Raw genomic sequence first — 24,964 nt, forward strand, 5'->3', positions numbered from 1 at the left:
GGAGAATCTCCTCGAAGCGACGGGTCCTTACCCATGGCTAAAGGAGGTTGCGGCAGTCCGCCAAACTTCATCATCGCAGAAAGCGTTCGATATGATTGCTTTTTGCGATACCTGTTCAGACGGGTGGCGAAACACCGTCAGGCTTTGCCGTTTACGACATCCTCCTCGGTCATCTTCCGGCACAGCCGGGTCAGCCAGCGGCAAAAGGCCCGGGCAAGGTCGGGGTTATGGCTGCGGTCGACCGCATAGGCACGATACTGCATGCCGCTCGGCGCGCGCGAACCGGGAAGCACCTCCAGAAGGCCTTGCCGGATCAGACCGGCCACCACGATATGCGGTGTCACCAGCAGGGTCTGCCCGGTCGTGACCGCTGGCAGCGCCAGATAATGGTGATCGTAGCGCGCTCCGGTCAGGATGTCGGACGTCTTCATATCCATGCCTCGAAGCCAGGTCGGCAGGATGTCGGGACGCGAGGTGACAGCGAGCACCGGCGTCGTTCGCAAGGCTTCCAGGCCACGGCCGGCGACGCAGTCCGGGGAACCGACGCAGACGAGCTGCTCGTCATAGAAATCCCAGCGATCGCCCGGCTCGGCCAGGGTCAGATCGCGGGTCAGGAGCACATCGAAGTTGTCGGTCGATGTCGGCGCCGACAATGTGCTGATGACGTCGACCGTCACGCCGCCCATCTCCTTCGAGAACTCCCGCAGGTTGGGAATGAGCAGCGTATAGGCAAAAGTGGAGAGCGACGTCCGCACGACGAGGCGGTTGGCTTCCGCCTGATCGTTGCGGCGCATGCGCTTCGCTGTGAACAGGATCGTGTCCAGCGACTCTGCGACGGCTTCGGCGAACAGCCGGCCAAAGTCGGTCAACTGGCTATTGCGCCCGCGCCGTTCGAGGAGCTTCGCCCCGAAATACTCCTCCAGAACCGCGATATGGCGGCTGACCGAACTCTGGGTGATGCCGAGGGTCTTAGAGGCCCTTGTGACGGAGTTATCGCGCGCCACCTGCACGAAGGCCCGCACCGCGTTGAGCGAAATATCCTTGTCCTCGGTCACGATGCCCCTCTTCGCGCTATCCTGACGATTCATCCGAATTTGCGCGTTACTTATCGCATAATGCGATACCCGTCACCTGTCTGTAACAAACAGATTCAATGTTGCTCCCGAAGCCGGACGCATGAGGCAAAGGTTTTTGACCGCTGTCAGGCAAGCAGAGGTAACAGGCGATGGCAGCGATAACCATCGAGAAAATAGAAAAATCCTTCGGAGCGACATCCGTACTGCGCGATGTCTCGCTCGAGATCGCAGATGGCGAGTTTTTAACGCTCCTCGGCCCGTCCGGCTGCGGGAAATCGACGCTTCTGCGGATTCTTGCAGGGCTGGAAGTGCAGACGGGCGGGTCTGTGGCCATTGGCGACCGGGTGGTGGACGGCGTGCGACCCAAGCGCCGCGACGTGGCGATGGTCTTTCAGACCTATGCGCTCTATCCGCATATGACGGTCGCCCAAAACATGGCGCTGCCGCTGCGCATGCGAAGACTCTCCTCATGGCAGAGGCTGCCACTGGTGGGGCGGTTCCTGCCGGGAACGAAGGCGACGCTTGCGGAAATCGAGAAGGACGTCACCCGTACCGCCAAGGCGCTCGGTATCGGCCATCTGCTGGCCCGCAAGCCCGGCCAGCTTTCAGGTGGCCAGCGCCAGCGCGTTGCCGTCGGCCGTGCCATGGTGCGCCAGCCGGCCGTCTTCCTGATGGACGAGCCGCTTTCCAACCTCGACGCCAAGCTCAGGGTGCAGATGCGCGCCGAGATCAAGGAACTGCACAAGCGGCTCGGCGTCACCTTTGTCTATGTTACCCACGACCAGTCGGAGGCGATGACCATGTCCGACCGGGTGGCGGTGATGCTCGACGGCACGCTTTTGCAGGTCGCCCCGCCGCAGGAGATCTACGCCGACCCCGACGACCGCCGTGTCGCCGAGTTCATCGGCTCGCCGAAGATCAACATGCTTGAAGCACGCCTGCGCGCAGTCGGCATCGCCGATGCGGCTGGCACCACCTTTACAGTCGAGGTCGGCGGAGCACCCAACACGGCGCTGGCTATCGGGATTCGACCCGAGGCGTTTCATCCGGTGGAGGCCGCCGGACCGAATGTCCTGACCGGATCGGTCCGGCTGGTCGAGCACATGGGCTCCGACCTGTTCGTGCATCTCGACGTTCCGGGAGCCGATCATCCGGTTGTTGCGCGGCTGCTGGCCGAGCGGGCCCCCCACATCGCCTCGGGTCAGACGCTGCATCTCGGTGTCACGCCGGAGCGGTTACTGCTGTTTGCCGCGGACGGTCAGCGCCTGCGGTCACAGGTGCAGGGAACCGCAACCGTGGTGCGATTGAAGGAGCACGCAGTATGAGCATTGCTTCCGCAGCGGTCAACGGACCGGCATCTCCTTCGACCGCAAATGCTGCCTCGCGCAAGGCTCTCCGCAACCACCGGATCAGCGAGATCCTCACGGCTTGGTCGCTCGCCGGCCCGGCGCTCGTCCTGCTCATCGTACTGTTCTTCCTGCCGGTCTTTGCCGTCTTCGCCATCGCCCTCACCGACTGGCAGTTCGGCGCGCGGACGCTGTCCTTTGTCGGGACGGCCAATTTTCAGGAGGCCTTTTCCGATCAGGGCTTCCGCGCCTCGTTGAGGAACACCATCCTTTACGTCGCTATCGTCGTGCCCGGCACCATCGTACTTGGGCTCGCAGTCGCACTACTGATCGAAAGGGGCGAGTCGTTCCGCGCCTTTTACCGCGCCATCCATTTCCTGCCCTATATGGCGACCCTCACTGCCATGGCAATTGCCTGGGAGGCACTGCTGCATCCCACCATCGGCCTCGTTAACCAGACGCTTTCCGGCCTCGGCCTGCCGACCGCCAACTGGCTGCGCGACGAGAACACGGTGCTGCCGGTCTTGGCCGTGATCGGCATATGGCAGAATCTCGGCTTTGCAATGGTGCTCTTTCTCGCCGGGCTGAAGAGCATTCCGCAGGATCTTTATGACGCGGCCGATATCGACGGGGCCGACCTCTGGCTCGACCGGCTGCGTACCGTCACGCTGCCGATGCTCGGCCCGGTTACCATGTTCGTCTTCATCGTCGTGGCGCTCAAGGCTTTCGAGACCTTCGACACGGTGCAGGTTCTGACACAGGGCGGCCCCGGCCATGCCTCGGAACTGCTGCTGTTTACGCTCTACCGCGAGAGTTTCCAGTATCTGCGCACCGGCTATGGCGCCTCGGTCGCCGTTGTCTTCCTGATTATCGTCGTCGCTCTGACGCTGATCCAGGCTCGCATCATGGATCGGAGGGTGCACTACCAATGAGCCGTTTCGCCCCTCCGCCTTCTGCCATTCTGCGCCACGCGGCCCTGCTCATCACAGGCGCTCTGATCCTGGTCCCATTCGTCTGGATGGTCAGCCTGTCGATCAAGCCTCCGGGCGAGATATTCGGCGCGTCCTTCACCTTCTGGCCCGAGCAGTTCTACGGCCTGGAGAACTATACCAAGGCCGTCACCAAAGCGCCCTTGCTCCGCTACATGCTGAATGGTCTCGTCGTCTGTGCATCCATCTTGTCGCTCCAGATCATTGTCTGCGCGCCCGCGGCCTATGCCTTGGCCAAACTGGATTTTCCCGGCCGCAATCTGCTCTTCGCGCTGGTGCTGATCGGGCTGCTGTTGCCGCATGAAGTGCTGGCACTCCCACTGTTCATCATGGGCTATCAGGTAGGCATTCTTAACACCTATGCCGCGCTGATCTTCCCTTATGTTGTCTCGCCTTTCGGCATCTTCCTGTTCCGGCAGTTCTTCAGGACCATTCCCGATGACGTCGTCCATGCCGCCCGCCTCGACGGGCTCTCCGAATTCGCAATCGTCTGGCGGATCATGGTGCCAATGGCACTGCCAGCCATCATCGCTTTCGGCATCTTCTCGGTGGTTTCGCATTGGAACAGTCTCTTCTGGCCGCTTATTGCTGTACGCGATCAAAACTTGATGCCGCCACCTCTCGGTATAACGGCATTCAGAAATGAAGAAGCGAGCAGCGACTTTGGCCCGCTGATGGCTGCATCGACCCTCGTGGTGGCCCCGCTGATCATCGCATTCCTCTCGGCTCAGCGTTGGTTCGTAGAAGGACTGGCGAGCGGGGCTGTGAAATAAATCGGACTCTCTCAAGCAATGGAGACACCCATGAATATCTCTCGCCGAACTTTTGTCGCAGCGACTGTGGCGACTGCTGCTTTCACCGCACTTCCCGCCATAGCGCAACAGCGGACGCAGTTGAACGTCCTTTACTCCAATGCGTACGTCAACAAAGATCTCATGGAGGAAGTAAAAGCCTCCTTCGAGAAGTCAAATCCCAACGTTGAGCTAAAGTATGACGTCGTCAAGAACTATACTGAGATGACGCAGCTTATGCTGCGATCGGCCCTGACAGACTCGGTCCCGGATGTCGGATTCCAGGGGCTGAATTTCGTACGTCTCTTCGCCGAGCGTGGGCTGGCAGTGCCTCTCGATCCGTTTATCGCAGAGGAAGCCAACTGGTCGAACAATGGCTTTTCGGAATCTGCGCTTGAAATGGCAAAGCTCGGCGATTCCGCCTACGGGATACCATTTGAGATCAGCATTCCGACAATTTACTACAACGCGGATTTGGTTCGTCAGGCCGGCGGCAATCCGGAAAAGTTCCCGACTACCTGGCGGGAGATTGCGGCCCTAGGCGCAAAAATACAGGCTACGAGTGGCGGAATATACTTTGACTATCTGCCGACTGGGAACTGGACTTTTATCGCGCTTGTGCAATCCCTCGGCGGCTCAATGATGGCGCCGGACGACCGCACTATTATGTTTAACGGCGCCGAAGGCGAGGAAGCACTTTCAATCCTGCATTCCATTGGAAATACGGGGATGCAGGATATGACCCGCGATCAGGCAAAGCAAGCATTTGTGGGTGGTTCCTTGGGAATACTCGTCACATCAAGCTCCGATATTACTCTTTACACGGAACAAGTTGCGGGGCGATTTGATCTGAAGGTAGCGCCCTTTCCGGTTGTCGAAGGCTCCGGGCGGCTCCCTGCAGGGGGCAATGCCGTTATGATCCACACAAAAGATGTCCAGAAGCAGAAATTGGCTTGGGAGTTCGTGAAACACGTTTCGAGCCCCGAAGTGCAGACGGTTATGGCGACCAGGACGGCATACATGCCTGTCAGCGAAAAGGCCATCTCCGATCCGGCCATGCTAGGCGACTTTTACGCGGAGCACCCCAACCTTCTTGTTCCGATCAACCAGCTTCCGATCGTAACAGGTTGGTTTTCGTTCCCTGGAGAGAACTCGCTCAAGATTACAAAGGTGATCGAGGATAAGCTCCGCGAGGTCATTGTTCTTCACCGTGACCCATCTGTGGTGCTGGTCGAGATGACCGATGCGGTAGCCCAGATGCTTCCCAAATAAAGTACGACCGCTCGGGACCTGAGCGTCAAGACATACGGCACGACACTCGCCGATTACTGCCGGCATGAAGGCAAGACGACTTGTAGCCCCGATCCGCACCGAAGTTCGACCGATCCGGCGACGAGGCTTTGAAAACATACGCATGTGCACGACTCATAGCGGCATGAAGATACGACCTGGAAAGGAAAGGAGAGGAAGACGATGAACGTGAGTACGCACGATGAATTGAGAATAACTGCCGCGAGTCCATTTCTTGGAGCGGATGTAGCAGGGCTCTCTGTGAAACAACTGGTCGTCAACCCAGATCCGTCTATCGTGGAAACGCTCAAGCGAGCCCTTGATCAGCATCTAGCGCTACGATTCCGACAACCAACGCTTGAGAATGAAGAAATTATCAAGTTTGCGCAGCTGTTCGGCAGGATTCTTACGGACCGAAAGAACACCGAGGAGGCGGACTCAGCCCAGACAAGTGGCCACGCTGAACTAAAAATCCTTTCCAACGCTCCGGCGGATGAAGGAAAAGCACTCGGTGACAAAGGGGCCGCCGCGCAGATTTGGCACACCGATGGCTCTCACCGGGAAGCTCCGAACGCATTCTCGGTCTTATACGCCCGCAAGGCACCCAAAAATCCGCCGCGGACTGGCTTCATAAACGCCTACGCGCTTTACGAAAAGCTTCCGTCAGAGCTCAAGCGCGAGATTGCGAATCTCCGTGCGATATTCAGCGTTCACAACCGGTCTCAAGATCTCGATCTCTTTCTGAACGGGACGTCCGTCTCGCTTGAAAAACGCGCCGAAGGACCACGCCATCCGTTGGTGCGCCTGCATCCATCAACTCGGCGGCCGTTCCTGTACCTTCCGAGACGGAGAGACGCACTTATCGAAGGCTGGTCGCCCGAGAAAAGTCGCCAATTGCTAGAGCGCTTGTGGGGCGCAGTTTTTTCCATGGACGAGCAGTGGCACGTCGCCCTCGAAGCAGACGACTTCGTGATCTTCGACAATCGGGCTGTTCTTCACAACCGAGAGGGTTGGAGCTCCGACGAGGAGCGCACGGTTTTTCATGTTGCGATTGAAGGCGAGGCTCCAATTGCTGCGTTTGCTCCAATTGGAGTCGATCGGCCCATCGCGGCATAGGCGTAGAAAAGAGTCAGCCCACGCAGCTTCAACGGCTTGGGCCTCTGCCAAGGATCAAGAGAACGCGAGGAGAAGCGAATGCCATTAGACGTTCAAATTCCACAAGCGCCCATAAGTCTTGAACGCTCCACGCCTCCGGCGCCTGCGAATCTGGACGCCATTTTGAGGGACAGTCTGCAAACACTCTCCCAGTTGGGAAATATCAACAAAATTATCCGCACTCATCGGTTTGGCGGAACGGAGCAGGATAAAGCCCGAGCTGCCGCTTGGCTCGAGCCGCGTTTCCGCACCTCGATCGATCCTCGGCGGATCATCCTGACCAATGGCGCACAAAATTCCATGGTTATGGCGCTCGCCTCCGTCGCCAGACCGGGAGACACGGTGCTGCTGGAAACGCTGAGCTATCACGGTTTCCGCAAACAGGCTCAGTTACAGAATATCCGATCCGAGAGCATCGAAATGGACGAAGAGGGGGCCCTGCCGGATGCTTTCGATAAGGCATGCCTGGCGTTCAAACCCAGAGCACTCTTTCTCATGCCGACGGTGCATAACCCAACAACCGGCGTCATGTCGTTCGAGCGCCGACAGCAGCTGGCTGACATTGCGCGCAAGTATGGCGTTGCCCTGGTGGAGGACGATGTCTATGGCGTTTTGCCGACCGATGTACCGCCTCCGCTGGCGGCGATCGCTCCTGATGTAACCTGGCACATCACCAGCTTTGCAAAATGCCTGGGACCAGGTGGTCGGATTGGCTATCTCGTCGCGCCCTCCGCAGACGCCGCGCAGGCGACGCTCGATCGGTTCTACGGCATGTCATCCTGGTTCTGTGCGCCGCTATCAGCCGAGTTGATAGGATTATGGCTGGACAACGGAACCATGGGTACGTTTGTCGAGAGCGTTCGTCAGGAAGCGAGCTTGAGACAAAACATTGCGCGGAAATATTTGGCGGGGATGGAGTACCGCAGCCTCGCCGACGCATTATTCCTTTGGATCAATCTCGACCGCGTGATCGATCAGGACATGCTTGTGGCACGGTGCGCGGATCGAAACGTCATCATTCGCCCGGGGCGCCTGTTCTCAACTGATCCCGGCCAATCGCCCAATGCCGTGCGGATCGTTGTCGGCAGCCCTGACACCCGCGACGAACTGGAATCCGCAATGGCTGTTATCGGCGACTTGCTTGCATCCGCCTCAGAGGCCCATTCAAGAGCGACGGCAGACCGATGAGCGAGAGCACACGTTTCCTCATCGTCAGTTTCGACGGCCTTCGCCCTGACCTAATTTGCCTGGAACTGACGCCAAACCTCTGCCGTCTACAATCTCTGGGAGCAACGCTATCGGAGCATCGCACGGTCTATCCGAGCGAAACCCGCTCAGCCTTTCCGAGCCTTGTCACCGGCACGACCACCAGCCGCCACGGCATGGTCGGCAACAAGTATGTCGATCGCTCCGTGATGCCGCCGCGCTACATCGACACCGCCGACGCCGTCCTCCTGCGCCAGCTCGATCTGGAAAGCGGCGGGCGGCTGATGTCTGCGTCCACGCTCGGCGAAATCCTAGCCTCGGCGGGTCGAAGCCTTGCCGTCCTGGCCACCAACTCCCCGGGCACCACACGCTTCTTCCATCACAAGGCCGAGGATCTCGGGCATGTCCGGCTCTCCGGCCATTTCCGCGAAGCTTGCGCGCCGGATGAGGTGCTGGCAGAGGCGGAGGCTCGCGTGGGGCCGTTGCCTCCGGAGCCTCCGAAGACGGAGCCTGATACTGCCGGACAGGACTGGATCACCTCGGCTTTTCTCGATGTGATCTGGCCCAAATACCGGCCCGACGTCGCGATCCTCTCCTATGGCGAGCCCGACATCACATCGCATTTCCACGGCACCGGATCTGAGACGACGCGCAGCATCATCGCTCATTGTGATCGGCAGTTCGGCCGTGTGCTCGACTGGTGGGAAGCGGAAGGCCGCGCCGATGGTGTCCAGATCATCGTGGTCTCGGATCACGGGCATATCACCGCCCATACGCGCGTTTCGGTGATCGACAGCCTGCGCGAGATCGGATTTCGCCCGGGTACAGCGCCGGCGCCGGACGTCGATGTCGTGGTGGTGCCCGGACAGGTCGGCGCGCTCTATTGCGCAGACCCGACTGACGAGCAAAAGATCACCGGCCTCGTCGCAGCGATCACCAGTCAACCTTGGTGCGGGCCGGTTTTCACGCGCGCAAAGAATGGAGTCGAAGGCATCGCTCCCGGCAGCCTCGGCAATCACCTCGTCTTTGCGGACCATACCCGCGCGCCGGATGTTTCATTCTCCTTCCGGGCGGATGACGGCACCGATCCTTTCGGACTTGTCGGGGGCACGTTCTACGACAACGGGCGACGCAGCGGCCTCGGCGTGCATGGTGGGCTGCACCCGAAGGAACTGGCCGCCGTCGGCATCGTCGCCGGTTCACTTTTCTCGGCTGCCGGATCAGTCTCGACGGTGCCGACGGGGATCTGCGACTTGGCACCGACCATTCTGCATCTGCTTGGCATTGCCCAACCGGAAAGCATGACAGGGCGCATTCTGCGTGAAGTTCTGGAAGGGAGATCAGAAGCCGAACCGGCCATTCGCAGCGAGACTTTCGAGGCGAAGCTTGGCAACTTCAAACAGGTTCTTCGGCGCGTTCACGTTGGAGCGACGGCTTATATCGAAAGTGGAACGGCAGAAGGATAGCTTCCTCATTTGTCGCCAAGCAGCCACCTTCCTTGCCGCTGTGGCATATGCCGCGCCATAGGCGCCGACGAACGCACCGGAGAGGATGCAACGACCGACGACATGAAGATGATCTTGCCGCTGCGTCGCGCCACCATCTTGCGGGCTATCCCCCTGGGTGAGCTGGACGGGGCCAAAGACGTTGACATCGAACTGCCGCCGGATGTTCTCATCCGGAATATCGATGATTGCGCCGCCTTCGATAATGCTGGCGCCGTTGGCGAGCACATCGACATCCCATGACGCAGCGCGTTTGCGGTCGCCTTCGGTGGGTGACGTCGGGCTTCTCGATGCACAGGGTGGCGTTGTGACCTGGCAGTGCGGGCTGTCTGGCATCGTCGCCCCCTCCAGCAAACAGACGCCCGCCGATCGGGCCTGCGAGAACTGCTGGCAAACCTGCATAGGAAGGAGGCGACGGACCGCACCGCCGCCTGCGTCGCGATGGATAAACCATGACTAGAGCTGATCCTTTCGGCGACGGTCGCGCCTCTGACAGGAATGCATGCAGACCGCGCCCAGCAAGCCGATCAACGCACCGACGATCGTGTCGATAAGTCGGGCCTGCATCAAAGCGCCGGTATTCATCGTGACCGAGTTGCTACTTTCGGCGAGCAGAATGGCCAGCGGCGTGAAGAAGATAGCTGCGAATGCATAGTGCCGAACGATCGTCGCCTCGACGAGGAATGTCAGAACTGCGATAGCCGCCGCGATCGACCAGCTCGTCGTGAGGATCGGCGCCAAGAGTCCGGTCACTCCCAGGCCGATGAACGTCCCCGAGACGCGGTGAATATTGCGGCTCAGCGAGGCTCTAAGCGTGGTGCCCTGCATCACCGCCACGCAAGTCACCGCCGCCCAATATGGCTTCTGAAGATCGAGCATTGCGGCCACCGCGACGGACGAGCCGACGAACAGACCTGTCAGGATCGAACTTGTCACCCCATTCGTCGTGTGCGGTACGGCGGGTTGCGGCTGCTGCGACGCAGGCCGGGAGATGACGGCGAGGTAGATGACCGAGACCGCGCATGACCAGACGCAGCCGATGACGAACTGACCGAGGGATACAGCTGCGGTGGGCGCATCGACTGGCGAGAAGGCGCCGATGGCGGCGGCGATGACCATGAACAGCGGCCCCGGCGGTGCGAGCCGGTTGAACTGGCAAAACCGAAACCCGGCGGCAGCGACACAGCCTATCAGGATGGGCGCAGCTGCAGGTGCGATGCTTCCGGCCAGACCAAGCGCGTAGCTTGCGGTCATGGCAAGCGCCGACGCCAGGACGATCGCTATGGCATGCCGCGAACCGGCCAGCGGCGTGTACAGGAACGACAGCCCTGCGACCGCGCCGAGCGCGCCAAATGTGGGCAATTCCAGAAGAGCCCCGAGCGCCATGGGCATTCCACATGCCGCGGCCGCCGCAAGCGGGAACTGCCAGGCTCGGTCGTTTCGCTGAACTGCGATCAGCGCCCCGATCTCTTTACGCGCGAAGTCAGCCAGCGACTGCCATTGGAACATTTGCATACGAAATCGCTGATGAGGACCAACTCGTCGGACTGTTCCCGTACTTGGAGATGAGAGGCGACTGCCGACTTGGTGATGAAGAAAGCCGCGCCCGCCAAGGCTGCCGCGCGGCGTCCCTGGGCGGGTGCGTAGGTTTACCGGTTCACCGGTCTCAACCGATCTCGGTGACCTTGATCAGCTTGTGGTTCAGGAATTCGCCAATGCCCAATTCCGACAACTCGCGACCGAAGCCGGAATTCTTGACGCCGCCGAAGGGCGTTTCCGGCGCATCCATGAAGCAGGTGTTGATATACACCATGCCGGACTCGATCTGCGCCGCGACCTCCTGGGCGTGCTTGATGTCGGCATCGAAGACATAGCCGCCAAGCCCGAACTTCGTCGCATTGGCGAGCTTGATCGCTTCTTCCTCGCTGTCGACGACATAGAAGGACAGAACCGGGCCGAAGGCCTCTTGATTGAACAGTGGATTGTCGGTCGAGATGTTGGTAATGATCGTCGGCTCGAGGAAGAAGCCGGGCCGGTCGACGCGCTTGCCGCCGAAGACGATCTCGGCACCCGCGGCGGTCGCGTTGTCGATCTGCTTCAGCAGCGTCTCCAGCGCGGTTTCGCTCACAACCGGACCGATATTGGTCTCCTCGTCGGTGGGATCGCCGACCTTGATGACCGCGAACTTCTCCTTGAGGGCAGCGAGCATCTGAGCTCCGCGCTCCTTGCCGACCACGATGACGCGCTTGATGTTCACGCAGCCCTGGCCCGAATTGAACGTCCGGCCCATGACGACCTGTTCGGCCGCATGATCGAGCGGCGCACCGGGAAGGATGAGGGCGGGATCGCTGCTCCCGAGCTCAAGGATCACCTTCTTCAGATTGCGCCCCGCGCGCTCGCCAACGGAGATGCCGGCTCGTTCACTGCCGGTGAGCGCGACGCCGCGCACACGGAAGTCCTCGATCAGGTTGGCGACCTGCTCCACGCTGCAGAACAGGTTGGTGTAGGCCCCGATCGGAGCGCCGGCCTCCTCGAACAGTCGCGCGAAGGCGAGTGCGCACTGCGGCACATTGCTAGCATGCTTCATCAGCACCACATTGCCTGCGACGAGCTGCGGACCGGCGACGCGCGCGAGCTGGTAGTAGGGAAAGTTCCACGGCTCGATCGCGAGGATCACGCCGGTCGGCTCGGCGAAGACGGTGGCTCCAGGCGCATCGGGCAGCGGTTTCGGTGCCAGGAACTGCTCGGCGTTCTTGGCGTAATAGGCAAGAATGTCGGCAGCGAGATCGACTTCCATGTAGCCGAAGCGGGTGACCTTGCCCATTTCGAGGGTGAGATAGCCCTGATATTCATCCCGCTTCTCGCGCAGGATTTCGGCGGCACGGCCGACGATGCGCGCGCGCTCGGCAACCGGACGCTTGCGCCAATCATCGTGGAAGCAGCGATCCGCCGTCTCCAAGGCCGCGAAGACCTCCTTGTCAGAAAGATATGGAAATTCCGGGCCAGCTTCGCCGGTTGTCGGATTGATCGTCTGAAAGCCCATGATCTGCTCCTTAGTCGAGGGGGAGTGCTCCGCGATTAGGTGGAATTGTTATTGCCCAGGCCTGAGCACGGCCCGGAACCGGACCTTGCTGGCCATCACCCGGTTGTAGGCTTCGGCGGCCTGGGAGAGCGGGAATTCCTGGATCATCGGCCGCACGTCCGACAGGACGCTGAACGCGAGCGTTTCCTGCGAGTCCGCCGCCGTGCCGGACGGCCAGCCCTGGATGGAATTCCGACGCATCACGAATTGCGGGATCGGGACTTCGACCGGTTCCTCGGCCCAACCCACCATGATCATCTTGCCGTCGATGCCGAGCCCGCCGATCGCGGCGCTCATGGCTTTGGCGCTGGGAGCGGTCGCGAGGATCACGCGCGCGCCGCCCAGCGCCGTCAGGGACTCGGCGACATCTTGCGCGCGGGAGTCGATGTAGTGATGGGCCCCGAGTTGCTCCGCGAGCGCCGCCATCTCCTGGCCGCGCGCGATCGCCACCGTCCTGAAGCCCATCTTGTGCGCGAACTGGACGCCGAGATGGCCCAGGCCCCCGACGCCAAGAATCGCGACGGTGTCGCCCGCGCGAGCCCCGCTCTCGCGGAGCGCGTTGAAGGTGGTGATGCCTGCACAGAGAAGGGGAGCGGCATCGGCATCCGACAGATCGTCGGGGATGCGGACCAGCGCCTCCTGCGGCGCTACCATGTACTCGGCGTAGCCTCCGTCATAGCTGATGCCCGGCACGCGCAGAGATTGGCAGAGGACGAAATCGCCGTGCCGGCAGTTCTCGCAATGGCCGCAATGGCCACCATGCCAGCCGACGCCGACGCGCTGGCCGACCGGCCAGCCTTCGACGCCGGAGCCGACCTTGTCGATCACCCCGGCGATCTCGTGGCCGGGCACGCGCGGATATTCCAGGCCCGGCCACTGGCCCTCCTTGGTGAGGGAGTCGCTGTGGCAAATCCCGCAGGCCTGCACCTTGATCCGAACATGACCTTGACCCGGTTCGGGCATGTCGCGCTCAACAAGTTCGAGCGGTCCGCCGGCGGATGTCACCTGCACAACCTGCATCGTTCGCATTTGCTCCTCCTTGCCTGGCTAGCGAAATCGATTTCGATCAAAGCCGGAGGTATCCGGCCCTGTCAGTCTCACTTAGGGGTTCGGCGGGGCTTGATCGAATCGGGCCGCGCCTTCGACCGGCGTGAACCAACCAACCGCGTGATCCGTGTAGATTTCGACCTGCGGATGAACGGCTTCCACGCTGTCGAGCGTGCCGGCCTTCACGATCGCCACCGAGGGCATGTTTTCGGCCTTGGTGAAGATCGGAGAGCCGCATTTCGGGCAGAAGTGCCGGTAGGAGGGCAAGCCGCTGTCGCCGTGGTCGACGAAGAAGGCGGTCTCACCGCGCGGCTCGAAGTCGCCTTCCGGCATGAGAAGGTTGACCGAGAACGCGCTGCCACTCTGCTTCTGGCAATGCGTGCAATGACAAATCACGGTCGCCTGCGGCTTACCCTTCAGGGTGTAACGCACGGCTCCGCACAAACATCCGCCTTCCTGATCCCGCACGATCTCTTCCTCACTACGGACTATCGAAAACGTTTTCGTAAATTATGTCTCGACAGCCGCAGAGTCAAGAGAGGTCGAGATCGTCAGGCCTGTCGAGCCGCCTCTAAAGTGGCGCCATGGGAAGAACGTAGAATCAACTCCGGCGACCAGACTTCCTGCAATCCCTCGGGACAACGACCGTCCATGGAAGCCAGGAGCAGTTCGACCATCCTGCGACCCGCATCGAATGTCGGCGCGGAAAAGGTGGTCAGAGGCGGGTTGAGATAGGGTCCGAGCGGATGGTTGTCGCAGCCGATGATCGCGAGGTCCGCCCCCGGACGCCTGCCGGTTTCGGCGATCGCCTGCATCGCGCCGGTGGCGATGAGATCATGGCCGCACATGATCGCGGTGGGCGGGTTCTTGAGGGCCAAGAGACGCCGGGCGCCGTTGAGGCCACCCTCCTCGCTGAACTCGGCCTCGACGACGAGTTTCGGATCGAATGGCAGGTCCGCCGCGGCGAGCGCAGCCCGATAGCCTTCCTGCAGATAGTGGCTCAGCATGAGATAATCTGGCGTGCTGAGCAGGCCGATGCGCCGATGGCCCAGTCCGACGAACCGCGCGGTGCCGTTTCTGCCGGCAACGGTCCTGTCTATGTCCACGAACGGGAAAGAGGTGCCCGTCTCGCTCCGGCCCAGCGCGACGAAGGGGACCTTTCGATCCTGAAGGTAACGGATCCGGGCATCGTCGCGCCGCGTGCGGCCGAACAGCACCGCATCCACACGCTGCTTCTCGACGAGACGGCGGAAGCTCTCCAGTTCTGTCTCGAGCGTTCGCGCCGTGACGATCACGAGCTGAAAGGACGTTTGCTCCAGCGCCTGGTCGATCCCCATCAGTAAATCCAGGAAGAGCGGTTGCGCGAAATGGCTTTGCGGAGGAGAAAGCACGAACCCGATGACTTCGGATGCCTGCCGGCGCAAACGTCTGCCCGCCGGATCGGGTGAAAATCCGAACTCGTCTGCGGCTTCTCGCACCCGCTTCCGCGTCGCATCGCTCACATCCGCGCGGTCGTTAAGGGCCTTGGAAACCGTCGACACTGACAGCCCGAGATGCTGCGCGAGTCCGACGATATTGATCCGTTGCTTCATCCGAGTCCCGTTACGGCCAACGCGCCTTGGCATTCATCGCCATCGTCATATACATTATCGAAATCGTTTTCGATGTGGCAAGCCACATTCGAGTCGGCGGGGTCGATTGTAGCGGCTCGGGAGACAGAGTGTCGCTTTTGCGGCTGTTTATAAGGTTGGGCGCGAAGACCATATGCGCGGAATTCGGAACAATGAGGTGGAACATGAGTTGGGCTGGGCGCGAATTACGGTCAACCATCGACAGGAGCGGCAAGCTGGTCCTGTCGATTCAGAACGTCGAGCAAGACGATCCGGGCGATGACGAGATCATCGTCCGCGTCGAGGCGACTCCGATCAATCCGAGCGATATCGGTCTGCTGCTGGGCCCTGCGGATGTCTCCGACATCGTCGTGTCCGGAAGCACCGCAGAGCCGGAGCTGACGCTCACGGTGCCGGAAGCACGTCTGGGCGCCGTCAAGGCACGGCTTGGCCAACCGCTGGCCGTTGGCAACGAAGGCGCGGGCACGGTCGTGGCGGCTGGTAGGAACGCGACCTCGCTCCTTGGCAAGCGCGTCGGCATGTTCGGTGGAGCCATGTATGCCGACTATCGCCGCATCCGCGCCGCAGACGTCATCCAGCTCCCCGAAGGGGCCAGCGCCGCCGATGGCGCCTCCATGTTCATCAATCCCCTTACGGCGCTCGGCTTCGTGGAGACCGCCCGCCGCGAAGGTCACAAGGCGATCGTTCACACCCCGGCCGCATCCAATCTCGGCCAGATGCTGCAGCGGATTTGCCTCGTCGACGGGATACCGCTCGTCAATATCGTGCGTTCCGAAGAGCAGGCCGCCCTGCTGCGCGGGATCGGCGCGACCCACGTGCTGAACAGCAAGGACGACGATTTCATCCCCCGCTTGACCGACGCGATCGCCGAGACCGACGCGACCATTGCCTTCGACGCGATCGGCGGCGGCACGCTCGGCAGCGACATCCTGCAGGCGATGGAGCGCGCGGCCGTCCAGAAGATGCCGGCTTATGATCGGTACGGCTCGACCGTCTTCAAGCAGCTTTATGTCTATGGCAGCCTCGATAACGCGCCGACCATGCTGAATCGCGCCACCTTCGGCTACGCATGGGGCGTGTCGGCCTGGTTGCTGTTCCACTACCTGCGCAGGATCGATGCCTCCGCGCTGGAACGGCTCCGTCAGCGCGTGGTGGATGAACTCACGACGACTTTCGCCAGCCATTACACCCGCACCATCGGCCTCGCAGAAGTTCTGCAGCCCGACGTGCTGCGGGCTTTCGAACGCAAGGCAACGGGCGAGAAATTCCTGATCGACCCGAGCCGAGGCTGGCGGCTCCCAAGCAATCCATCACGCGAGCATGGCCCCGTCTTCGGCATGGAGAATTAAGATGTCTGAACTGGTGAAAATCGTGCGCTTCCATGAAACGGGCAGCGCGGACGTGTTGCGCATCGACGAGCTTCCGCTGCCGGAGCCCGGTCCCGGCGAGGTGCGCCTTCATGTCAAGGCGATCGGCCTCAACCGGGCCGAGGTGATGTTCCGCGAGGGGCAGTATTTTCTGGAGCCAAACCTGCCGTCGAAGCTCGGCTATGAGGCGGCGGGCATCGTCGAGGCCGTCGGCCCGGGCGTCGATGCCGATCTCGTCGGAAAGGTGCGCTCGACGGTGCCGGCCTTTCCGCTGAATCAGTATGGCGTCTATGGCGAAGTGGCGATTGTGCCCGCCGGCGCGCTCGCAGCTTACCCGGAGCATCTGTCCTTCGAGCAGGGCACCAGCATCTGGATGCAGTACATCACCACCTATGGCGCGATCGTACATAATGGGCGCGTCGCCAGGGGCGACTATGTCGTCCTGACCGCGGCGACCAGCTCGATCGGTATCGCCGCGACGCAGATCGTCAAGGCCGAGGGTGGCATCGTGATTGCGACCACGCGTGGCGCCGACAAGCGAGACGAACTCCTTGCCGCCGGCGCTGACCATGTGATCGTGACCGACGAAGAGAAAGATATCGCCGCGCGGATTCTGGAAATCACGAAGGGCGGTGCGAAGATCGTGTTCGACGCCGTTGCCGGTTCGGGCATCCTCGAACTCGCCAAGGCTACGGCTCGAGACGGGCTTATCATGATCTACGGCAACCTGGCTCCCGAGCCGACGCCGTTCCCGATCTACGAAGCCTGGGGTCAGGGCGCGCAAGGCAAGCCCTTCAGGATGATGGGCTACACGATGTTCTCGATCACCGGTGATCCGGAGGCGCTCAAGAACGCCGAGCGCTACGTCTATGAGAAGCTCGACAGCGGCCAGTTGAAGCCGCGCATCGACCGTACGTTCCCGTTCGCCCAGATCGCGGACGCGCACCGCTACATGGAAAAGGGCCAGCAGGTCGGAAAGATCGTGATCACACTCTGAGCTCATCGAGCATCAGGACGCGCAAGCCGTGACGTCGCCTATCCACTCAACCGAGCCGCCTGCAGACGACGCAACATCATCGAACGCATGTTCGGCAGGCTCAAGAACTGGCAGCGCATCGCAACAAGATACGACCGCCTTGCCGTCAACTATCTCGCAGCAATCGCCCTCGTCGCTCTTGCAACGCAAGGGCTTAAATGAGACCACTACCTGGCCTCTTCAACTCGTTCGAATCCCTTTCGCCAGACGCTCCGTCATGCTCATGTCGTCGTAGCTGACAGGACGTCGACCGCGCGTGCCTGGATATTGCTCTTTTGCCGAAAGCTGCACAGCGGCTATTGTTGCCAGATGCCCTCCATGGCCGGCCACTCAATGGTGTGACCGGCCATTTTGATGCGATGCGTCGATCTTTCCGCTGGCAGGGAACGTCGCGCTTGCCCGCCGCAACCTTGATCCGCTCCAGAAGCGAATTAGGAAGCGGATTGTCCGGCTCCGATCCCTCTGGAATGTCCGACATTCAGGCGGCTTGTGGATCTGGCAGGTCGAAACGCAAGAGCGCATGCCAGAAGCGAGGGATTTCCGCGAGCGCCATGGAAAATATCGGCATGGCTGTTATGCTTCACTCATGGATCATACGGGGATCGGGGTTCTTGCAGATGGCGCAACTCGGGATGGTATCATTAAATGACGTTTCCGCGGGGCGGGTTGACTTCAGCCTCCCGCAGACGGGCAACTGTCTTGTGGAGATCGAACCGGGCCTCTTTCTCGGCCGTACCGATATGCCGCTGCGCAAGGGGATGACTTACGATTCCGAGGCCTTCCCTTTCGCGGCGTTGAGTGTCCTTCTCGAAGGGAAAATCTCCCCTCAGACCCGCGGTATCGAAGAGTTGCATCCGAACGGGATGCTCGCGATCTCCAACAATGAACGGCGCAACGTTGCTTCGACCTTCCATGGCGCGGAACGCCTGCGCAACGTCGAGGTCGTCGTCACACCCGACTGGTTCGAGAGGTCAAGCCGGTTCCGGGACGATCCCGAGTTCGATCGTCTGCGCGAAGCCATGCGGAAGCCTTTGCGCAGCCGACACGGCATTCTCGATCCGAGAATCCGGCAGGTTGCCGAGAGGGTGCTGGCCATACGCTCGGGTGGGGCGCTGACCGCACTGCGAATGGAAGCGGCGGCGTTGGACCTTCTTGCGGAACTGGCAGGATCATTCCACGCGAAGCCTAAACCCGAACGGCTGTCGCCTGCCGATCGCGAACGGATATATGCCATTCGGGAATTCCTGGAGACGCATCCCGAAGATGTCGGCTCACTTGGTCGCCTCGCCACGGAATATGGCGTCAGCGCCAGCAAGCTGAAGCGCGATTTCTTTCTGGCTTTCCAGACCTGCATCGGCGGCTTCGCCAACGAGCAACGGCTTCTGACAGGCAAGCGTCTGCTCGAAGAGGGCATGAGCGTTTCCCAGGTGGCTTACCGGATCGGCTATTCCCATCCGGCCAATTTCTCCGCGGCCTTCAAGCGCCGGTTCGCCGTATCGCCGCGCGATGTTCGTCGCTGACGCTGCTTCTCATACGTTTTTGAGCTGATTTCATAAGTCGCCTTCCGTGCGCGTGGCCAGACAGTCGGGCAAGATGGCCGGAGATCTCCTCTCCGGCTGCCTTCCCGATCTGGATATGCTCATGACGCTGCGCATGCATACTGCTGTTCTGTTCACTTCCGTTGTCCTGGTGCCCGTCGCCGCTGCCCAGGAAGCCTCCGACGAAGGTATCGTCCTGGAAACGATCACCGTCACCGCGCAGCGCCGCGAGCAGGCAGCCATGGATGTTCCGGTCAGCCTCCGGGTGTTTTCGCAAGAAGAGCTCGAACGCCGGATCGTCAAGCGGCTGGAGGATGCCTTTGCCGCGACGCCCAACGCCAGCCTGACCAGCCAGCGCGGCGGCAACGACGCGTCGAGCCTTTCGATCCGTGGTGTCTCAACGACGGCATTCGGCGCCGATCCGAGTGTCGGCGTCTATATCGATGACGTCTACGTGGGCAACGACAACGGTTTCAACATGCGCATGGGCGACCTGCAGCAGATCGAGATTCTGCGCGGGCCGCAAGGCACGCTCTACGGCCGCAATGCGGTCGGCGGCGCCGTGAACATGCGCACCGCATCACCCGAGCTTGGCGTCAATTCGGCGACGATCCAGGCAGGAGCGGGTACCGACGGGCTTGTCTTCGGCAGTGCGGTCGCGAACCTGGCGATCGGCGACGACGCGGCAGCCCGCGTTGCGCTCTACGGCGACCGCGGCGACGGGTGGGTGCGCAACGCCCAGGGCGGTCCGGACTTCATGAATCCCGACAATTTCGGCGGTCGGGGGAAATTCCTGTTTCGCCCGTCCGACAACTGGGAGGTCGAGTTCGGCGGTGACTACGCGAAAGACAAGGGCCGCAAATACGGATACGGCCCTTTCGACACCGTGTGGAAATACGGTGTCGATCATGCCGTTCCCAATCGCGATGAAACCGAGAACTACGGAGCTTTCCTCAAGTCGACATGGCAGCTCGATTTCGGAAAAGTCGTGAGCGTCACCGCCTGGCGTGGCGCGAATGCTGCTGGTGACGGCGGAAACTTCATGCCGACTGCGCTTCAGAATGCCGGCTATGAGCGCGATTACGGTCAATTCACGCAGGAGGTGCGCGCCAGCGGCGAGACGGAACGCTTCGATTGGACTGCAGGCGCCTTCCTGCTGTCGTCGAAGGACAAGCGCTTCGAGTATGCCGGCTTCTATCCCCCTCTTCCACCGGACCTCCTGTTTCCGGGACAGCCGGCGCTTCCCGCAAACTATCGCGAGGGCACCCATTCCGACGTGGAATCCCTCACCGCATCGCTGTTCGGCGATCTCACCTGGCATCTCACGGACAGGCTCGACCTGATCGGTGGCGCGCGAATAAGCTACGACCGGAAGTCGATCGACTACGACCACAGGTCGAGCCTGGGTAACTTCGCGTTCCTCGCGCCATCGATCCAGACCAGCCAGAGTGTTCAGGGATGGGACATTTCTCCACGCATCGGCTTGACCTACGCAATCACCGACGGGCTCAAGCTCTACGGCACCATCGCGCGCGGCTACAAGCCGAAGGGGTTCAACATCTCCTTCGCGCCGGATGCGGCGATCGCCTACGATGCCGAAAGCGCGATCAATTATGAAATCGGCCTGAAGGGCGAAGCGCTGGACGGCCGCGTCTCCTACGCCGTCTCGGCCTTCTATTTCGACTGGCGCGACCAGCAGGTCTACAGCTTCGACAACAACAGGGTCTTCATCGGCAATGCACCGAAGTCGCGCAGCTACGGCGCCGAGGCGGAGATCGGCGCTGAAGTGGCGCGAGGACTGCGTCTCTATGCCGGTGTGGGATTGCTCGACGCGAAGTTCGTGGACTATCCGAACGCTTTGTCGGGCACCGACGAGAGCGGCAACTGGCAGCCCTTTGCATCCAGGTTTACCGCGAGCCTGAGCGCGGAATACACACGGCCGCTGACCGACAATCTCGATCTGGTCGCCCGGGCGGACTACAACTGGCGCTCCGCGTTCTATTGGGATACCGCGAACGAGATCCGGGAGCCCGGCTACGGCATCGTCAATCTTCGCATCGGGGTAGAAAACGAGCACTGGGGCATCAGTGCGTTCGCACAGAACCTGTTCGATCAGGAACACCGCGTCCGTGCAGCCGTCTATTCCGGCCAGGTGATGGCCATCCCCGGAACGCCACAGACCTTCGGGATTCTCGCCAGAGCGACGTTCTAGGATGAGGCCCATTCGATCCGGCGACGTCTACCAGGTAATCTGACGATGGCGAAGCGGCCCCATGAGAAAACACCGGAACCGGAACTCCCGGAAAGCCCGATCGCATTCATCCATCGTTTTGCGGCGCCTTATCGGATGCCGTTCTTTGGATCGCTTGCAGCGGCGGCATTGTCGGGCGTGCTCGGGCTTGCGCCGTTTCTCGTCATCTACGGGATTGTTGCGTCTGCATCCGGCGGGAGCGTAACAGTTGCCGGTGTTGCCACGATCGCGCTTGCCGGTCTCATCGCAACCGCCGCCCATCTCGGCCTTGCGGCGATCTCGACGCTTCTGGGCCACAAGGCGGCCTTCGCGGTCCAGCGCGACTTGCGGCTGCGATTGCTCGATCGCGTCTGCGGCGCGCCCGTCAGCCGAATCGAAGGTCGTGCAGGAGAACTGAAAAAGACAGCGCTCAGTGATGTGGACAGGCTGGAGGGGCTGCTCGCCCATGTGCTGCCCGACATGGCGGCAGGTCTTGCCGCGACACTGGCCGGTGGAATCGTGCTTGCAATCGTGGACTGGCGCCTGCTTCTGGCAGCCCTTGCCCTGCTGCCGATGGCGGTGGCGGCGCAGATGTGGACTTATGGCGGCCGTGCAGCGCTTTTCGAGCAATGGAACGCAGCCGAGGCCAAGGCCAATACGGCGCTTCTATCCTATGTTCGGGGAATCGCCACGCTGCGCGCCTTCAACCGGCAGGCCAGCACGCTGGACAACGTGCGGGCCGCCATCAACGAACTGCGCGATCTCGCCATCCTGATCACGCGAAAATCCCGCTACCCCTATTCGCTCTTCAACAGCGTTCTTTCGACCAATCTGCTGCTTGTCCTGCCGGCAGCACTCCTGCTCTACCGGGCGGGCAGGATCGATGGAGCCGGGTTCGTGCTGGCCGCCACACTCGGCGCGGCCTTGACGGCGCCTCTGGGCAAGGTGGTGTTCGCGACGATGGTCGTGGCACGCTCCTCCGTCGCCGTCGCGCGCATCCGTGCCGTGCTCGAAACCCCGCTTCTTCCCGATGGCGGGCAAGAACGCGGGAAAGAAGCCGAGCCGGCCCACAATGCTATCCGCCTGGAGAAGGTCTGCTTCTCCTATACGGACGGCCGGCAGGTCCTGCACGATATCGACCTCGAGGTCGGTGAAGGCAAGTTGATCGCCGTCGTCGGTCCCTCGGGAGCCGGAAAGTCCACACTCGCCCGCCTGCTCCTGCGGCTTGATGATCCCTCCTCCGGCCGCGTCACCATTGGTGGAGTCGACATGCGGGCGCTGCCGCCCGGCGCGCTGCAATCGCGGCTGTCGGCGGTGTTTCAGGATTCGCTCCTGTTTCACGGCACGATCGCGGACAATATCGCGCTCGCGCGCCCGCAGGCCGAAGATTCGGCCGTCGCTGATGCGTTGCGGGGCGCGAGCGCCGAAGCCATCGCGGGCGGTCCGGCCGGCACCCTCGCGCTTGAGATCAGCGACCGCGGCCAGCGCCTGTCGGGCGGCGAGAAGCAGCGGGTCGCAATCGCCCGAGCGCTGTTGAAGGACGCGCCGATCCTCCTTCTCGACGAGGCGACTGCCTTCGTCGACGCGGCGAGCGAGGCTGCCATACAGAAGGCGATCACGCTCGCGGGCAGGGACAGGACCATCATCGTGATTGCGCACAGGCTGGGCTCCGTCCGTCAGGCGGACCGCATTGTCGTCCTTGCAGGGGGCAGGATCGAGGCGATTGGAAAGCACGATGAACTGTTGCACCGCTCACCAACCTACCGGCGTCTCCACGACGCTCATGAAAGGGCGGCGGGATGGAAACTGGCCCGAAAAAGGCGCGCGCAAGAGGCACCCGAACGGGCGGCAGCAACAGAATGAACATGATCATCCGTCTTCTCGGCTTCGACCTGGCCGGACCGCCGGAAGCCGGCCTGCGCCTGGCGCTCGCCTATGGCGCCGCGAGCGCCTTCTTCGAGGCGCTGCCCTACGCGGTACTCGTCTGGACCTTGCACCTCGTGTTCGCGGACGCGGTGCAGATGGCGGACATCGTCGCGGTTGGCGCAACCCTCGCGGCGGCCTTCGTCGGCGCCTGGATTTGCAAGGCCAGAGCGCTTCTGGAGAGCTTCACCGCCACCTACGGCACGATTGCCGGGATGCGGCTCACCGCCGCCGATCGTCTGGGACGCATGTCGCTGGGGCGGATCGGGCGCGGTCGCGGTGCGACGCTCGCCGACCTCTTCACCGATCGCTTCTCACTCTATCAGGACATCATCACCCACATGTGGTGGCAGATGTCATCCGCGCTCGGCCTGCCCGTCCTGCTGTGGGCATTGTTGATAGCCGTGGACTGGCGCATTGGCGCTATCGTCGCGCTGTTTGCCCCGGTCTCGCTGTGGGTCGTTCCCTGGAGCCTTCGCCTGCTCGACCGGGCCACGGACAAGGTGATCCCGGCGCGTAACGACGTCGCCAACCGGTTCGTGGAAATCGTCGAGGGTATCAAGGACATCCGTCTGATGGATCGCGACGGCCGGCGCATCGAAGCCGCGCGCGCTGCGGTATCCGAACTCGAACAGCGCTCGCTGGAGACCGAACTGGCGCCTTCGCCCGCGATCCTGTCTTTCGGTTTCGCATGGTCACTTGCCATGCTCGCCGCCATCCTCGCGAACGCCGCCCTTTTTCAGGCCGGCGCCACGGACGTCGTGACCATGGCCGCGAACCTTGTCCTGTGCGCGCGGCTGTGTCCGTCACTGTCCGACCTCGGCATGCTCCTGATCGAATTCCGTTTTGCGCGCCGCGCTCTCGCCTCCATTCGGGAGTTTGCGGGCCAACCCCTGCTTCCTTTTCCGGCATCTCCCCGCGAACCGCGCGGCACCTCGCTGGATATAGACGCGGTATCGTTCTCGCATGAGGCGGAGCCGACCCTGCGCGATATCTCGATCTCCATTCCGGCAGGCGACATGCTCGCCCTGGTCGGCCCGTCAGGTTCCGGCAAGAGCACGTTGGCCGGCCTCGTCGCACGCCTTTGGGATGTCGGCGCCGGATCGATCCGCATCGGCGGCGTCGATATCAGGGACATGGCCCCTGAGGTGCTCAACGCCACGGTCAGCATGGTGCTTCAGGAGGTGTCCCTGTTCGAGATGAGCGTGCGGGACAATATCCGTCTCGGCCGGCCCTCGGCCTCCGACGAGGAGGTGGAGGCCGCAGCGCGCAACGCACGGATCCACGATCGCATCGTCGCGATGCCGCATGGCTATGACACGGTGCTCGAAGGCAGCGGTGTCGCACTTTCCGGGGGCGAGCGTCAACGCCTCGCAATCGCCCGCGCCATCCTCAAGGACGCGCCGGTCCTCATCCTCGACGAGGCGTCGGCGAGCATTGATCTCGAAAACGAGTGGCTGATCCAGGAGGCGCTGAACGCGCTGACACGCGGCCGGACCGTCATCGTCATTGCACACCGCCTCTGGACGGTCACCGGAGCAGACCAGATCGCCTTCTTCGAGAACGGTCGCGTCGCCGAACTGGGGACACATGATGAACTGCTTTCCCTGGAGGGCGCCTATATGCGACTCTGGCGGCAGCAGGAACAGGCCGCGGGCTGGCAACGTGTGATCGGCGACGTCAACTGAAACTTCGGACAAGTGCTGCGCGCCTGCAAGACCGGGGCGCGTCCTATGGAGCGCCGGGCGCGAG

Annotated in this window: 20 protein-coding genes and 1 pseudogene; 15 read left to right on the forward strand and 6 right to left on the reverse strand. The window is 61.8% G+C overall.

The features are described 5' to 3' along the window. Positions 1 to 137: 137 nt before the first annotated feature. Positions 138 to 1,055 (reverse strand): LysR family transcriptional regulator, encoded by a 918-nt coding sequence (locus tag ACUSIJ_RS24500; RefSeq protein WP_449311046.1) that lies wholly within the window; start codon positions 1,053 to 1,055, stop codon positions 138 to 140. 170 nt (positions 1,056 to 1,225) lie between these two features. Between ACUSIJ_RS24500 and ACUSIJ_RS24505 the strand changes: the two genes are divergently transcribed. From ACUSIJ_RS24505 to ACUSIJ_RS24540, 8 genes are all read left to right on the forward strand, one after another. Then, complete coding sequence (locus tag ACUSIJ_RS24505) at positions 1,226 to 2,401, forward strand: ABC transporter ATP-binding protein (protein ID WP_449311047.1); 1,176 nt, start codon at positions 1,226 to 1,228, stop codon at positions 2,399 to 2,401. Next, the gene (locus ACUSIJ_RS24510; RefSeq protein WP_449311048.1) at positions 2,398 to 3,354 is read left to right on the forward strand and encodes a carbohydrate ABC transporter permease; all 957 of its coding nucleotides are present in this window, start codon (positions 2,398 to 2,400) and stop codon (positions 3,352 to 3,354) included. Before ACUSIJ_RS24505 ends, ACUSIJ_RS24510 begins: the two co-directional genes overlap by 4 nt. After that, a complete protein-coding gene (locus ACUSIJ_RS24515) occupies positions 3,351 to 4,184 on the forward strand; it encodes a carbohydrate ABC transporter permease (protein WP_449311049.1) in 834 nt (277 codons plus the stop codon). Before ACUSIJ_RS24510 ends, ACUSIJ_RS24515 begins: the two co-directional genes overlap by 4 nt. 30 nt (positions 4,185 to 4,214) lie before the next feature. Next, a complete protein-coding gene (locus ACUSIJ_RS24520; protein WP_449311050.1) occupies positions 4,215 to 5,474 on the forward strand; it encodes an ABC transporter substrate-binding protein in 1,260 nt (419 codons plus the stop codon). 201 nt (positions 5,475 to 5,675) lie between these two features. Then, complete coding sequence (locus ACUSIJ_RS24525; protein ID WP_449311051.1) at positions 5,676 to 6,608, forward strand: TauD/TfdA dioxygenase family protein; 933 nt, start codon at positions 5,676 to 5,678, stop codon at positions 6,606 to 6,608. 78 nt (positions 6,609 to 6,686) lie between these two features. After that, a complete protein-coding gene (locus ACUSIJ_RS24530; protein WP_449311052.1) occupies positions 6,687 to 7,835 on the forward strand; it encodes an aminotransferase-like domain-containing protein in 1,149 nt (382 codons plus the stop codon). Continuing rightward, entirely contained in the window at positions 7,832 to 9,319 is a 1,488-nt protein-coding gene (locus ACUSIJ_RS24535) for an alkaline phosphatase family protein (RefSeq protein WP_449311053.1), read from the forward strand. The genes ACUSIJ_RS24530 and ACUSIJ_RS24535 overlap by 4 nt, the downstream gene beginning before the upstream one ends. A 102-nt stretch (positions 9,320 to 9,421) precedes the next feature. Next, on the forward strand, positions 9,422 to 9,601 hold the full coding sequence (locus ACUSIJ_RS24540) for a hypothetical protein (RefSeq protein WP_449311054.1): 180 nt from the start codon (positions 9,422 to 9,424) through the stop codon (positions 9,599 to 9,601). 213 nt (positions 9,602 to 9,814) lie between these two features. Here the strand turns inward: ACUSIJ_RS24540 and ACUSIJ_RS24545 are convergent, their stop codons facing one another. The 5 genes from ACUSIJ_RS24545 to ACUSIJ_RS24565 form a co-directional block, all read right to left on the reverse strand. Next, positions 9,815 to 10,867 carry an FUSC family protein gene (locus tag ACUSIJ_RS24545; protein WP_449311055.1) on the reverse strand — a complete coding sequence of 351 codons (1,053 nt, stop codon included), beginning with the start codon at positions 10,865 to 10,867 and terminating at the stop codon, positions 9,815 to 9,817. Positions 10,868 to 11,024: 157 nt separating this feature from the next. Beyond that, entirely contained in the window at positions 11,025 to 12,401 is a 1,377-nt protein-coding gene (locus ACUSIJ_RS24550; RefSeq protein ID WP_449311056.1) for an aldehyde dehydrogenase family protein, read from the reverse strand. A 48-nt stretch (positions 12,402 to 12,449) separates the two neighbouring features. Beyond that, positions 12,450 to 13,469 (reverse strand): alcohol dehydrogenase, encoded by a 1,020-nt coding sequence (locus ACUSIJ_RS24555; protein WP_449311057.1) that lies wholly within the window; start codon positions 13,467 to 13,469, stop codon positions 12,450 to 12,452. Between the two features lie 72 nt (positions 13,470 to 13,541). Further along, the gene (locus tag ACUSIJ_RS24560; protein WP_449311058.1) at positions 13,542 to 13,955 is read right to left on the reverse strand and encodes a GFA family protein; all 414 of its coding nucleotides are present in this window, start codon (positions 13,953 to 13,955) and stop codon (positions 13,542 to 13,544) included. Between the two features lie 83 nt (positions 13,956 to 14,038). Next, the gene (locus tag ACUSIJ_RS24565) at positions 14,039 to 15,079 is read right to left on the reverse strand and encodes a LacI family DNA-binding transcriptional regulator (protein WP_449311059.1); all 1,041 of its coding nucleotides are present in this window, start codon (positions 15,077 to 15,079) and stop codon (positions 14,039 to 14,041) included. A gap of 203 nt (positions 15,080 to 15,282) precedes the next feature. Here ACUSIJ_RS24565 and ACUSIJ_RS24570 point away from each other — a divergent pair, with 203 nt between their 5' ends. The 7 genes and pseudogenes from ACUSIJ_RS24570 (at position 15,283) to ACUSIJ_RS24600 (ending at position 24,900) form a co-directional block, all read left to right on the forward strand. Further along, on the forward strand, positions 15,283 to 16,467 hold the full coding sequence (locus ACUSIJ_RS24570; protein ID WP_449311074.1) for a zinc-binding dehydrogenase: 1,185 nt from the start codon (positions 15,283 to 15,285) through the stop codon (positions 16,465 to 16,467). 1 nt (position 16,468) lies between these two features. Continuing rightward, the gene (locus ACUSIJ_RS24575) at positions 16,469 to 17,482 is read left to right on the forward strand and encodes a zinc-dependent alcohol dehydrogenase family protein (RefSeq protein WP_449311060.1); all 1,014 of its coding nucleotides are present in this window, start codon (positions 16,469 to 16,471) and stop codon (positions 17,480 to 17,482) included. 63 nt (positions 17,483 to 17,545) lie between these two features. Continuing rightward, positions 17,546 to 17,683 (forward strand): annotated as a pseudogene (locus ACUSIJ_RS24580) (transposase); the annotation flags it as partial. Between the two features lie 113 nt (positions 17,684 to 17,796). Then, entirely contained in the window at positions 17,797 to 19,041 is a 1,245-nt protein-coding gene (locus tag ACUSIJ_RS24585; RefSeq protein WP_449311061.1) for a helix-turn-helix transcriptional regulator, read from the forward strand. A gap of 133 nt (positions 19,042 to 19,174) precedes the next feature. After that, positions 19,175 to 21,271, forward strand: a complete 2,097-nt coding sequence (locus ACUSIJ_RS24590) for a TonB-dependent receptor (protein WP_449311062.1) — start codon at positions 19,175 to 19,177, stop codon at positions 21,269 to 21,271. A 135-nt stretch (positions 21,272 to 21,406) separates the two neighbouring features. After that, positions 21,407 to 23,152, forward strand: a complete 1,746-nt coding sequence (locus ACUSIJ_RS24595; RefSeq protein WP_449311063.1) for an ABC transporter ATP-binding protein — start codon at positions 21,407 to 21,409, stop codon at positions 23,150 to 23,152. Then, on the forward strand, positions 23,149 to 24,900 hold the full coding sequence (locus ACUSIJ_RS24600) for an ABC transporter ATP-binding protein (protein ID WP_449311064.1): 1,752 nt from the start codon (positions 23,149 to 23,151) through the stop codon (positions 24,898 to 24,900). Before ACUSIJ_RS24595 ends, ACUSIJ_RS24600 begins: the two co-directional genes overlap by 4 nt. Positions 24,901 to 24,964: the final 64 nt, after the last annotated feature.

Source organism: Pseudochelatococcus sp. B33, from assembly GCF_053570585.1.